Source organism: Pseudarthrobacter chlorophenolicus A6, assembly GCF_000022025.1.
Lineage (GTDB): Bacteria > Actinomycetota > Actinomycetes > Actinomycetales > Micrococcaceae > Arthrobacter > Arthrobacter chlorophenolicus.
Window position 1 is genome coordinate 1,920,410 of the sequence record NC_011886.1, and the last position, 13,231, is coordinate 1,933,640.

General features: G+C 64.2%; 10 protein-coding genes. 9 read left to right on the top strand and 1 reads right to left on the bottom strand.

Annotated features, from left to right (window positions below; genetic code table 11):
• Positions 1-2: 2 nt before the first annotated feature.
• The 3 genes from kdpC to ACHL_RS08635 are packed head-to-tail and all read left to right on the top strand — an operon-like array spanning position 3 to position 3,888.
• Positions 3-584 carry a K(+)-transporting ATPase subunit C gene (kdpC, locus tag ACHL_RS08625; protein WP_015936910.1) on the top strand — a complete coding sequence of 194 codons (582 nt, stop codon included), beginning with the start codon at positions 3-5 and terminating at the stop codon, positions 582-584.
• A 34-nt stretch (positions 585-618) separates the two neighbouring features.
• The gene (locus ACHL_RS08630; protein WP_015936911.1) at positions 619-3,168 is read left to right on the top strand and encodes a DUF4118 domain-containing protein; all 2,550 of its coding nucleotides are present in this window, start codon (positions 619-621) and stop codon (positions 3,166-3,168) included.
• Between the two features lie 33 nt (positions 3,169-3,201).
• On the top strand, positions 3,202-3,888 hold the full coding sequence (locus ACHL_RS08635) for a response regulator (protein ID WP_015936912.1): 687 nt from the start codon (positions 3,202-3,204) through the stop codon (positions 3,886-3,888).
• A gap of 969 nt (positions 3,889-4,857) precedes the next feature.
• On the opposite strand, the gene ACHL_RS08645 is transcribed toward ACHL_RS08635, so the two are convergent.
• Positions 4,858-5,838, bottom strand: coding sequence for an AraC family transcriptional regulator (locus tag ACHL_RS08645; protein ID WP_015936913.1), 981 nt, complete (start codon positions 5,836-5,838; stop codon positions 4,858-4,860).
• Positions 5,839-6,114: 276 nt separating this feature from the next.
• Here ACHL_RS08645 and ACHL_RS08650 point away from each other — a divergent pair, with 276 nt between their 5' ends.
• The 6 genes from ACHL_RS08650 to ACHL_RS08675 are packed head-to-tail and all read left to right on the top strand — an operon-like array spanning position 6,115 to position 13,027.
• On the top strand, positions 6,115-7,467 hold the full coding sequence (locus tag ACHL_RS08650; protein WP_015936914.1) for an ABC transporter substrate-binding protein: 1,353 nt from the start codon (positions 6,115-6,117) through the stop codon (positions 7,465-7,467).
• 20 nt (positions 7,468-7,487) lie between these two features.
• The gene (locus ACHL_RS08655) at positions 7,488-8,456 is read left to right on the top strand and encodes a carbohydrate ABC transporter permease (RefSeq protein ID WP_015936915.1); all 969 of its coding nucleotides are present in this window, start codon (positions 7,488-7,490) and stop codon (positions 8,454-8,456) included.
• Positions 8,453-9,373 carry a carbohydrate ABC transporter permease gene (locus ACHL_RS08660; protein ID WP_015936916.1) on the top strand — a complete coding sequence of 307 codons (921 nt, stop codon included), beginning with the start codon at positions 8,453-8,455 and terminating at the stop codon, positions 9,371-9,373. The genes ACHL_RS08655 and ACHL_RS08660 overlap by 4 nt, the downstream gene beginning before the upstream one ends.
• A 44-nt stretch (positions 9,374-9,417) precedes the next feature.
• On the top strand, positions 9,418-10,476 hold the full coding sequence (locus ACHL_RS08665; protein WP_015936917.1) for an NAD(P)-dependent alcohol dehydrogenase: 1,059 nt from the start codon (positions 9,418-9,420) through the stop codon (positions 10,474-10,476).
• A 59-nt stretch (positions 10,477-10,535) separates the two neighbouring features.
• Positions 10,536-11,540 carry a carbohydrate kinase family protein gene (locus ACHL_RS08670; protein WP_015936918.1) on the top strand — a complete coding sequence of 335 codons (1,005 nt, stop codon included), beginning with the start codon at positions 10,536-10,538 and terminating at the stop codon, positions 11,538-11,540.
• A gap of 8 nt (positions 11,541-11,548) precedes the next feature.
• Positions 11,549-13,027, top strand: a complete 1,479-nt coding sequence (locus ACHL_RS08675; RefSeq protein WP_015936919.1) for a mannitol dehydrogenase family protein — start codon at positions 11,549-11,551, stop codon at positions 13,025-13,027.
• Positions 13,028-13,231 lie beyond the last annotated feature (204 nt).

Below are 13,231 nucleotides of genomic sequence, written 5' to 3' on the forward strand. Positions count from 1 at the left end.
ACATGACCGCCTACCTTCGACAACTTGGCACCTCGATCCGGTTCCTTGCAATAGCCACATTGCTCCTCGGTCTCATCTATCCGCTGGCCATTTTTGGGGCTGGCCAGGCAGTCATGCCGGCCCAAGCCAACGGATCCATCGGTGAACTTGATGGCCGCCCGGCAGCATCGACTCTCCTGGCCCAGGCTGTCCCCGCAGGCGAAGACCGGTTCTTCCATCCCCGGCCGTCCGCCGTCAGGTGGGACCCCTCTTCGTCGGGTGCATCCAACCTCGGTCCGTCGGATCCCGCACGCAGTGCAGCTGCCGAGGAAGAACGCGCCGCGGTGGCCGTGCGTGAGGGCGTGCCCGCCGCATCGGTGCCCGCCGACGCCGTCACAGCATCTGCGTCGGGACTGGACCCGGACATCTCCGTCGCGTACGCCCAGCTTCAGGCGCCGCGTGTTGCCAGGGCCGCTGGCCTCAGCATGGAGGAAGTCGGCCAGCTCATCACGGACGCCACCACCAGCCCGGTCCTGGGGCTGCTTGGCCAGCCCGCTGTCAATAGCACCAGGCTCAACCTCGCTGTCGCGGGACGCGTCAAGTAGGGCTATAACTGGGGAGGCTGGAACAATCAGAGCTATGGACCGCGGTACTCTGCGTATCTTTCTCGGCGCCGCGCCCGGCGTCGGCAAGACCTACGCCATGCTTGAGGAAGCCCACCGGATGGTGGCCGACGGGGACGACCTCGTTGTCGCCGTCGTCGTGGATCACGGCAGGGTCCGGACGGCGGCCCTCACGGAAGGGCTGGAGCAGATTCCGCTGTGCAGCGTCGAGTACCGCGGCACGCACGTGCCGGAGATGGACCTCGACGCTGTGCTGGCCAGGAAACCCCATACGGCCCTTGTAGATGAATACGCCCACACCAACGCCCCCGGCGGCCGCCATGCCAAGCGCTGGGAAGACGTCGAGGAGCTCCTCAGCGCCGGAATCAACGTCCTTACCACCGTCAATGTCCAGCACCTCGCGTCGCTCAACGACGTCGTCGCATCCATCACTGGAACACGCCAACAGGAGGTCATCCCGGATGCGATCGTCCGCAAAGCAGACCAAATCGAACTGGCAGACATCCCCCCTGAGCTTCTCCGGCAGCGCCTCAGCTCGGGGTTGGTCTACGCACCAGAAAAGATCGACGCCGCACTGGCGAACTACTTCAGGCTCGGAAACCTGTCTGCCTTGCGCGAGATCGCACTCATCTGGCTCGCCGACCGCGTTGAGGAGGGGCTCGCCAAGTACCGGCAGCAGCACAGGATCGACGAAGCGTGGCCCGCCCGGGAACGTGTTGTCGTCGCCCTCACCGGCGGCGCGGAAGGGGAGGCCCTCCTCCGCCGAGCGGCACGCATTCTGTCAAGGGTTAGCGGCGGTGACCTGCTCGCCGTCCACGTCCGCAGGCCGGACGGCCTGGCCGAGGGCTCCGAGCATTCCCTCGCTTCACAGCGCCAACTTGTCGAAGACCTCGGCGGAAGCTATCACCAGCTTGCCGGGGATAACGTCGCCATGAGCCTGCTCGACTTTGCCCGCAGCGTCAACGCCACCCAGATCGTTGTCGGGGTCTCACGGCACACGCGAATGCAGCAGCTGTTCGGAGCTGGCGGGGTGGGCCTGTCCGTCGTACGGGACTCGGGAGACATTGACGTGCACATGGTCACCCACCCCCTCGCCGGCCGCAGGCCCAAGTTACGGCTCAGGCCTGTATTGGGCCGCGCCCGGACGCTCACCGGGTACGCCCTCGCCCTCGCTGCCCCGGCAATGATGACCGCGGCATTGCTGCCTTTCCCGGGGCTCAACCTCACGACTCAGGCCCTTGCCCACCTGTGCGCCGTCGTCGCCGTTGCATTCGTCGGTGGCCTCTGGCCCGCCGCCGTGGCCGCCATCGTTGACTCCGTGCTCCTCAACTACTTCTTTACGCCGCCGGTGGGCACCCTGACCATCAACGACCCGCAAAACGTCTTCGCCCTACTGGTCTTCCTCGCAGTCGCTGTCGCCTTCTCCCTCCTGATCGGCGTATCCACCCGGCGGTCCCAGGACGCCGCCGCAGCCAGAGCCGAAGCCGGCACCCTCAGCGACCTGGCCCGCGGCTCCCTTGCACGCGACCAAACCCCCGAAGAATTCCTTGACCAGCTCAGGGATGAATTTCAACTCACGGCCGTCAGCGTCCTCGCCCCCGACGCCGACAACGGCGACACGCGGGGCGTCGGCGTCAAAACCTGGACGGTCCGGGCACGGGCCGGAAGCGGCGCCCCGGCCACTGCCGACGAGGCCGACGGAACCGACCGCCTCACTGCCGGACTCATCCTCGCGTGGAAAGGCAGGCCCCTCAGCGGCGGGGAGCGTCGCCTGCTCGCAGCTTTCGAAGCCCACCTCACCGCCCTGATCGAACGCCAGCAACTCACCAGCACCCTGCGCGAGACCGTTAGGCTCGGCGAAGCGAACCGAATCCGCACCTCCATCCTGCGCGCGGTCTCCCACGACCTGCGCACACCGCTGGCCGGGATCCGGCTCGCCGTCACCGCCCTGGGACGCCAACGCGATAAAACCACCGCCGAGGAACAGACCGAGATGATCGACACCATTGACTCTTACTCAGGCCGGCTCGAGAACCTAGTGGGCAACCTCCTGGACATGTCCCGCATCGACAGCGACGCCCTTTCCATCCTCCATGAGCCCGTGACCTGGCTCGATGTCGTCACCACCGTGCTGCGGGAGCTCCCCCCGAACTCGGTACGCATCGATCTCGCCCCGAACCTCCCCGCGCTCGACTGTGACCGGGGCCTGCTCGAACGGGCGCTGGCCAACATCGTGGAGAACGCCGTCAAGTACGCTCAGGGGAGCGACATCGTCATCGTCGCCACCACCGGCGGCCTCCTTGCCCCAGGTGCCGGTGACCGGCCCACCAGTGAGCTGCGCGTGATCGACCACGGCACCGGGGTGCCCTCCGAACGCGTCCTTGCGATGTTCCAGCCCTTCCAACGGCTAGGCGACGAAAGCAACAGGGCCGGCATCGGGCTCGGCCTCGCGGTCGCGAAAGGCTTCATCGAAGCGATGGACGGCGAACTGACCGCCGAACAGACACCCGGAGGGGGACTGACCATGGTCCTGCGCGTGCCACTGTACGTTGGACCCAGGGATTAAACCGCCGGTAAGTACCGGGACAAGGAAGGGACGATGAAACGCATCCTCGTGGTCGACGACGAACCGCAACTCCTGCGGGCCATGCAGATAAACCTTCGCGCCGAAGGCTACGCCGTTTCCGTTGCAGCCAACGGAACCGACGCACTGCACCTCGCCGCGTCGAACCCTCCGGACGTCCTCGTGCTCGACCTCGGACTCCCGGACATCGAAGGCGCCGATGTGATCCGGGGCATCCGCGCGTGGTCCGACCTGCCAATCGTCGTCCTCTCCGCCCGGCAAGGTTCCGCAGACAAAGTCGAGGCCCTCGACGCCGGCGCCGACGACTACGTAACCAAACCGTTCGGGCTGGACGAGCTCCTCGCCCGGCTCCGCGCCGTCGAACGCCGCTCCGCCCACACCCCCGCAGGCGTCGCGGTGATCCAAACAGGAAACCTCCTCATCGACCTCGGCGCCGCCACGGTTACCCGCAACGGCAAACGTGTCCACCTCACCCCACGCGAATGGGACGTCCTGCAACTGCTGGTCACGAACCGCGGCAAACTCATAACCCAGCGTCAACTCCTGCAAACCGTCTGGGGACCGGCCTACCAGGAAGAAACCCAGTACCTGCGCGTCTACATGGCACAACTGCGCCGCAAGCTCGAAACCGACCCAGCACACCCCAAACACCTCATCACCGCAGCCGGACAGGGATACAGATTCGACGAAACGCCAACATGACCGGCATCAGGTCACACCAGCAATAGCCTTGACTCAAGGAGAGACTTTCGCTCCTGATGGCTTCCGCATCTGGCGATTCAACTCCCACAAATAACACGGGAATGGGCGCGGCATTCCGGCGAACCTAGGACTCGCGGGGAAACCTGTCCCAAACAGTCTGGCCCCGTACGTCAGCAGTTGCTCCATCCACGTTCTGCAGTCTCAAGCGGCAAGCGACGAGGATCGTGGACGATCAGCCGGGGCCAATGACGGTCCGGTCAGCCGCACCCCCGCAACAATTCCAGGCATATGGAATCCGACCGCAGCCGCTGTCCCTGCGGGTGGTGGTCAAGGACGGATCCCGACTGGGCACCGCGAATCGCGCCGATAGCCGATAGCCGATAGCCGATCGCGGACGTGGCTCCGACTGCGTGGCCGACCCACTCGGCCGGCAATGGATTCAAGTGGATGCATGACTGCGTATGTGCCACGGTCCGTATCAACGGGGCGGAAGACGGCGGAGCCAAGCATTGGCTGCTGGCCCGCCGCAACCTGGGCTAACCTGCGGAGCCGAGCGAGAGCATCAACCGGTTGGCCCAGTTGAAGAAGGCGCCGCCGTGGATCACATCTGATATCTCCAGCGCGTCCAGTCCCTCATTCTTCAACGCTGAGATATGGGCCGCTTTCAGCCGGGGCGGTATCTGGGCGAGTGCCTGGCCGCGGCAACGACGGCGTTCCAGCGCGGGCCGAGATCCGAGGAGGTGCCGTGGTCGAGAAGCCGTTGGACGTCGTCGTGCCGGTTCGAATAGTGAGTTTGTGGGGCAGCCGATTCGCTTGTTACTGGGCCTTCCGCCTGCTGTGAGCCGGGATCAGGTGGTTCCTCGTTCCGGTCCTGTTGGGTTGGCCTCCGGTGGACCAACACCTGTTTGTGGCCCTGGGCTGCGGGTCCGACATGATCAACCCTCCAGCGCGCAACGGTCTAGTTCGCTTCTAGGTGCGGTGGAAGTGGACTTGTCCGGCCAAGGAGGTGTGCGCGGTGTCCACACTCTCATTCTGGATGCGTTGGCGGTATTGCCGGGGCGTTTCCCCAGCATCGTTGAGGAAATGCCGGTTGAAGTTGGAGAGGTTAGAGAAGCCCACCTCGTAGCAGATGTCAGAAATAGCCTTTTCAGTGCGTTCCAGGAGACGCCGGGCGTGAGCCAGTCGCAGTTTACGGACCAGGTCGCTGAAGTTCTGGCCGGTTGCACGTTTGAAGTATTTCGAGAATGACGCCTCCTGCATCCCCACCATGCCGGCGGCCTCCGACATTTTGATGGTGCCGGCATGGTTGCTGAACACGTACTCAAGGACTATATCGACGACGGCGGCGGCCTGGCCGTCCAGCTGCGGCCGGAACCATTCCTCCGCCAGGTAGCGCCGGTCTTCCTGGGGTGCGCCGGTCAGGACCGCGAACAAGTCAAAAAGGTGCTGCAGCCGCACCAATCCGCTGGTGGTCCCCATCGCCTCGATGGCTGCTGCCGCCGCTTTGGCTGAGGCTCCCAAAAACTCAATGCCGCGCTGGGACTTTTCCAGCAACGGCTTCACCTCCGCCATCTCGGGGACCAGGGCCGCCGTTTGCTCCACCCACTTCCCGTCGAACTGGATCACGGCATCCCGATTTTCCAACACCTCGCCGGGCTCAAGGTCACTGACCCAATCGTGCGGCAGTCCTGACCCGACAAGGGCAACGTGGCCGGCCTCGAAGGTTCCAATGTGGTCGCCAACGATGAACTTCCCTGTGCCCTTTCGAATGAGGTGGATCTCGTACTCGGGGTGGTAATTCCATCGTGCGACCGGGCTTGGATAGCTGTGCTGGTGCCACCGGACAGAGTGGTTGGGATCAGGCGGAATAACCTCACGGTTGGCCCGCATCCCCAGCAGCCGTTCGGCCAGCCTGGCCGTCGCTCCCTCAGCAGTATCCGTGGCAGTCATCGTGGTGCTCCCAAGGCTCGGCGGTTCATGAAATATGGACAGTGGATTCGGTTCCCGATCCCAGAGTACCGCTTGCCACATCGGTAGCTGAGGAAAATAAGTATCAGAAAGTGGCAACCACGACGCTAGTTGTGGCCTGCACCCGCGCCTAATCTTGAACAACATCAGCGCGGGACCCCGGACCTTCCGGTGACGGCCCCCGCCCCGGTCCAGCATCCTGACACGGCAGTCGAGGTGTGGTGACCTCGCATCCCTTGAAGAACGAAGGAGTCATTAATGCGCCCGAAAATGCGTGCTGCGACCCTGGCCGCCGGCGCTTTGTGTGTCGCGCTGGGTGCCTCGGCCTGTGCAGGAGCCGGCGGCGGCAATTCCGCCGGCGACCCGAACAGCATCAGTGTCCTGATGGTAAACAACCCCCAAATGGAGGACCTGCAGCGGCTCACCGCAGAAAACTTCACCAAGGAAACCGGCATCAAGGTCAACTACACCATCCTGCCGGAGAACGATGTCCGGGCCAAGATCAGCCAGGAGTTCTCCAGCCAGGCCGGCCAGTACGACGTCGCTTCCCTCTCCAATTACGAGATCCCGTTCTATTCGGCAAATGGTTGGCTCGCCCCGCTGGACGACGTTGCTGCCGACCCCGGGTTTGACCAGGACGACGTCCTGCCCGCCTACACCGCGTCCCTAACGGGGGAGGACGGCAAGCTTTACGGCGAACCGTTCTACGGCGAGTCGTCCTTCCTGATGTACCGGAAGGACATCCTTGAGGCCAAGGGCCTGACCATGCCGGCGAAGCCCACCTGGGATGAGGTTGCGGAGATTGCGGCAAAGGTGGATGGCGCGGAACCGGGCATGAAGGGTATCTGCCTGCGCGGCCAGCCGGGCTGGGGCCAGGTCTTCGCACCGCTGACCACCGTGGTGAACACCTTCGGCGGGACCTGGTTCGACAAGGACTGGAACGCGCAGGTCAACTCCCCGGAGTTCACCGAAGCGGTGGAGTTTTACACCAAGCTGGTCCGCGAGCACGGTGAAGCCGGTGCCGCGCAGGCCGGGTTTACCGAGTGCCTGAACAACATGAGCCAGAGCAAAACCGCAATGTGGTACGACGCCACTTCCGCTGCAGGGGCCTTGGAAGCCGAGGATTCCCCGGTGAAGGGCAAGATCGGCTACGCCCAGGCACCCGTCAAGGAAACCAAGTCCTCGGGCTGGCTCTGGACCTGGTCCTGGGCCATGCAGGCCGCGTCCAAGAAGCAGGACTCCGCCGAGAAATTCATCGCCTGGGCCAGCTCCAAGGACTACGAGCAACTCGTCGCGTCCGAACTCGGCTGGGCGAAGGTCCCCTCGGGCAAGCGCATCTCCACCTACGAGAACGCCGAGTTCCAAGCTGCGGCGCCGTTCTTTGAAGCCGAACGCTTCGCCATTGAGAACGCGGACCCGAAGAACCCCGGTGCCCAGGAACGCCCCGCCGTCGGCATCCAGTTCGTGGGCATCCCCGAATTCGCAGCCCTGGGCACCAACGTCTCCCAAGGCGTGAGCTCCGCCATCGCAGGCCAAGGGTCTGTGGCTGACGCGCTGGCCAAGGGTCAGCAAGCCGCCCAAAAAGTCGGCGCCAAGTACAAGCAGCCTTAACCGAACCGCAGGAGAACATCATGACTACCGCAACGGCGCGCATCTCCCGCCCGGGACACACCGCAGCCAAACCATCCCGCAACGCCAGGTCACGTGAACGCGCCCTGGCCTGGGCGCGGCGGGCACCGCTGCTCCCTGCCCTGATCTTCCTCATCATCGTCACCCAACTCCCGTTCGTGGTTACCCTGATCATCTCGTTCTTGAACTGGAACAGCCTCAGCCCGGACAAGACCGCCTTCGCCGGCCTGGAGAACTACGCCACAGTCCTCACAGACCCTGACCTGCGCCAGGCAATCTTCACCACCATCCTCCTCACCGTCTCCGTGGTTCTGATCAGCCTGCTCATCGGCCTCGGCCTGGCCCTGCTGCTGGACAAGAAATTCATGGGCCGCGGGCTGGCCCGGACACTGCTGATCGCCCCGTTCCTGGTGGTCCCGGTGGCAGCGGCGCTGATCTGGAAGCACGCCCTGCTCAACCCCACCTACGGGCTGATCAACGGCATCCTGACCTGGGTCTGGTCTCTGTTCGGCAGCGCCTCAGCACCCCAGCTGGACCTGCTCTCACAGGCACCCATGATGGCTGTGATCCTCTCCCTGGTGTGGCAGTGGACCCCGTTCATGATGCTCATCCTGCTGGCCGGTCTGCAGTCCCGTCCCATGGACACCGTGGAAGCTGCCCAGATGGACGGCGCCACGCCGTGGGGGATCTTCCGCCACCTCACGCTGCCGCACCTGCGCCAGTACCTGGAGCTCGGCGGCCTGCTCGGAGCGATTTACATCGTGCAGAACTTCGACGCTGTCTTCACCCTCACCGCCGGCGGCCTGGGCACAGCCAACCTGCCCTACGCCATCTACCAGACGTTCTACTTCGCCAACGAATACGGCCTGGCGTCCGCCGCCGGCGTCGTGGTGGTCATCGGCACCATCATCGTGGCCACCTTCGCACTCCGCACCGTCTTTTCACTCTTCAAGAAGGAGGCAGCACGATGAGCACCCTCACCCCCGCCGCGCCCCAGAACACACCACCGGGTCCCACCGCGCTCAACACCGGCCGTACCCGCCGTCGCGGCAAGGCACGCATGGACCCCACCCGCAACAACACCGCCGCCGGCATCGCAGCCTGGCTGCTGGCACTTCTCTTCGCAGTCCCGGTCCTGTGGATGATCCTCACCTCCTTCCACTCCGAGACCGACGCCGCCACCAACCCGCCCTCCATCGCTGCGAACCTCACCCTGGATGCGTACCGCGAATTCTTCGGCGAAACATCTGGCGTCAGCCCCTGGCCGTCGCTGATCAACTCCGCCACCGCCTCGATCCTCTCGACCGTCCTGGTGCTGCTTCTGGCCTTCCCGGCCGCGTATGCGCTCTCGATACGGCCGGTGAAGAAGTGGACTGACGTGATGTTCTTCTTCCTCTCCACCAAAATGATGCCGGTCGTCGCCGCGATCCTGCCGCTTTACCTCTTCGCCAGGACCGTGGGGGCTTTGGACAACATCTGGTTCCTGATCCTGATGTACACCTCCATGAACCTGCCCATCGCCGTCTGGATGATGCGCTCGTTCCTCGCCGAGGTGCCGGAAGAAATGCTGGAAGCCGCCCAGATCGACGGCGCCAACCTCCTGCTCATTCTCCGCAAAATCATCGCCCCCGTCGCGATGCCCGGAATCGCCGCCACCGCCCTGATCTGCTTCATCTTCAGCTGGAACGAACTGCTCCTGGCCCGCGTCCTCACCGGCGTCGTGGCAGGCACCGCACCCGTCTTCCTCACCGGCTTTGTCTCCGGGCAGGGGCTCTTCCTCGCCAAAGTCTGCGCGGCCGCCGTCGTGATCTCCCTGCCTGTGCTCTTCGCAGGCTTCGCCGCCCAGGACAAACTCGTCCAGGGACTCTCCCTCGGCGCCGTGAAATAGCCCAGCCGGTTCCAGACCACAAACTCTTTTCAAGGACTACTTCGATGACAACAACAACCGCACAGTCACCTGCCACCGGTTCCGGACTGCCCCCCACGATGCGCGCCAACATCCTCAAAAGCCAGGGCGACATGGCCATGGAAACCCTGCCCCTCCCGCAGCTCGACGCCGACCAGGTCCTGGTGCAGGTGGCCGCCGTCGGCGTCTGCGGCAGCGACGTCCACTACTACGAGCACGGCCGGATCGGCCCGTACGTGGTGGACCACCCGCTGATCCTTGGCCATGAACTTTCCGGCCGGATCGCCGCCGTCGGCAGCGCCGTCGACCCCTCAAGGGTCGGGAAGCGCGTCGCCGTCGAACCCCAGCGCCCCTGCCGTAAGTGCAAGCAGTGCAAGGCCGGCCGCTACAACCTCTGCCCGGACATCGAGTTCTACGCCACCCCGCCGATCGACGGCGCCTTCGCCGAATACGTCACCATCCAGTCCGACTTCGCCTACGACATCCCGGACAGCGTCAGCGACGAAGCCGCGGCCCTCATCGAACCGCTCTCCGTGGGCCTCTGGGCCTGCGAACGCGCGGAGATCAAGCCCGGCAGCAGGGTCCTGATCGCCGGCGCCGGCCCCATCGGCATTATCGCCGCCCAAGCCGCCCGGGCCTTCGGTGCCACCGAAATCTACATCTCGGACATTGCCGAAGACCGGCTGGCATTCGCTTTGGAGCACGGCGCCACGCACGCCATCAACGCGAAGACCGATAGCGTGGAAGGGCTCGACGTCGACGCGTTCATTGACGCGTCCGGCGCACCTCAGGCGGTCCGTTCAGGGATCCAGGCAGTGGCACCCGCCGGCCGGGTGATCCTGGTGGGGCTGGGTGCCGACGACGTCGAGCTGCCCGTCTCGTTCATCCAGAACCGGGAGATCTGGCTCTCCGGCGTCTTCCGCTACACCAACACCTGGCCGCTGGCCATCCACCTGATCGCCGACGGCAAGGTTGACCTGGACGTCCTGGTCACCGGCAAGTTTGCCCTCGCTGAGTCCGAAGAGGCCCTTAAAGCCGGCAAGCAGCCAGGCCAACTCAAAGCCGTGGTCTACCCGGGCCGCTGAGCCGGTAGCCCAAAAGCAGTTCCCAGCCACATCAAGCACCGACCTGCGAGGAAGCAGCCATGTCATCACAAGGGACCGGCACGGAACCGAACCTCTCCGACAGCAAACCTTTGGTCACTGTCATCGGGGAAGCACTCGTCGACATCATCGAAGACCTCCGCCAAGGGAGCACAGCACCGGAGACGCACCCGGGCGGAAGCCCCCTGAATGTTGCCGTCGGCTGCGCCCGGCTGGGCCTTGACACCAAACTCGTCACCCACTTCGCCGAGGATCCGCACGGTCAGTTGATCGCTAAGCACCTCGAGAACAACGGTGTCGCGACCATCATCGGGGGATCCCAACCCACCTCAACCGCTGTGGCGACTTTAGACGACACTGGAGCCGCCCGGTACACCTTCGCCATCAGCTGGGACATCAACGGGGCTTCCATCCCGGCCTTGGCAGCGGCGGAAAGCTCCCTGCACGTCCACACCGGATCCATCGCCACGGTTCTGCCTCCGGGCAGTAAATCGGTGATGGGCCTGCTCGAAGCTGCACGCCATCGTGCCACTGTCAGCTTCGACCCCAACTGCAGGCCGGCAATCAGCCCGGACAAAGCAGCCGCCCGGAAACAGGCGGAGGAGTTTGTTGCGGCCAGCGACATCGTCAAAGCCAGCGACGAGGACCTGCTTTGGCTTTACCCCGACAGGACCCTCGAGGAATCAATGAACGCATGGCTGGCTCTGGGGCCGGCCCTGGTGGCATTGACCTGCGGCGCCAACGGACCCGTCCTCCTCAGCGGGTCCGGAAGGGTGGACATCCCCGGTGAAACGGTCACGGTAGCAGACACCGTCGGAGCAGGAGATTCTTTCATGGCCGCACTGATCTCCGGGCTGGCGCAGCTGGACGCACTCGGCGCAGCAGGCCGGGAGCGACTCCAGAAGATTAGCCAGGACGAACTCCACGCCCTGGCCCGCTATGCGAACAAGGCAGCCGGCATCACCTGCTCGCGGGCGGGCGCCAACCCACCGGGACCGGCTGAGCTGGGGCCGCTGACAATCCCATCGTCCTTCCTCGAAGCGTAGGCGCACCCATGCAACCCCTGAAAAACTACACCCTGCCCAACGTTCCCGGCCCGGTCAGCCAACCTGCATACAACAGGTCACAACTGACAGAGGGCATCGTCCACTTCGGAGTCGGCGGTTTTCACCGCGCGCATCAGGCCATGTACCTGGACCGGCTCATGAATGCAGGAAAAGCTCTGGACTGGGCCATCTGTGGAGTAGGGGTCCTGCCCGGCGATGCTCACATGAAGAAGGTCATGGACAGCCAGGACTGCCTTTACACCCTCACCGTGAAGCACTCCGACGGCATTAGACATGGCATGATCATTGGCTCCATCATCAACTACCTCTTCGCCCCGGAAAACCCGGAAGCGGTGATCGAGAAGATGGCCTCGCCCGCCATCCGCATCGTTTCGCTGACCGTGACCGAAGGCGGCTACAACTTCCACCACGTCACAGGAGAATTCGACGCGGACAACCCCGACGTGGTCCATGACCTTCAACCTGGAGCAATTCCTCGGACGACCTTCGGTCTCATCACAGCAGCCCTCGCCCGCCGAAGGCAGCGCGGACTTGCCCCCTTCACCGTGATGTCCTGCGACAACATCCAGGGCAACGGCAACGTCGCCCGCGAGATGTTTACCGCCTTTGCTGCCCTCAAAGACCCGGAAATGGGCACCTGGGTGGCGGCGAACGTCCCGTTTCCCAACAGCATGGTTGACCGCATCACCCCCGCCACCACCGATGAGGACCGCCTGACCGCCGTTCGGGAATACGGTGTCGAGGACGCCTGGCCCGTCGTCTGCGAACCATTCGCGCAATGGGTCCTCGAGGACCATTTCAGCCTCGGCCGACCCCCGTTTGAGGACGCCGGCGTCCAACTCGTCGCCGACGTAGAACCCTACGAGCTGATGAAACTCCGCCTGCTCAACGCAAGCCACCAAGGCATGTGCTACTTCGGCCACCTCGCCGGATACCGTTACGCCCACGAAGCCGCGCAGGACCCATTATTTGCCCGGTTCCTGCTGGACTACATGGACAAGGAAGCCACCCCAACACTCCAGCCCGTGCCGGGAATAGACCGCACCGCCTACAAGCAAACCCTAATTGACCGTTTCTCCAACGAGCACGTCCGCGACACACTGGCACGGCTCTGCGCCGAAAGCTCGGACCGCATCCCCAAGTGGCTGCTGCCGGTCATCCGCACCAACCTCGACCGCGGCGGTGAGATCCACCGCTCGGCCGCGATAGTGGCCAGCTGGGCCCGCTACGCGGAGGGGATTGACGAACAGGGACAACCGATCGACGTCGTCGACCGCCTCAAAATCGATGTGATGGCGGCGGCAGCGCGGCAGCGCGAAGACCGGTTTGCCTTTATCGCCAACCGGGACCTTTTCGGTGACCTCGCCGACAACGAACGGTTCACCACTGCGTACGCATCTACCCTGGATGACCTTCACAACGGTGGCTCCCGGTTCGCCCTGGAATCGCTCGCAAGGCGTTCATAGAACGGAGGACCTCTTGCCTAGATTGTTCGACCCGGTACTCTCATGGTCCCTGGCAGGAGCAGCAGTCTTTGCCCTTCCCTCTTGTCTGATGCTGATGTTGGAGATGCACCCGGGCACAATGTATCCCGACCATTTGGCGGGGGCCTTTACGGTAGTGGCCGCGGGAATCCTTCTTCTCATCCGGCCTTCGTCGGCCCCTGGTCC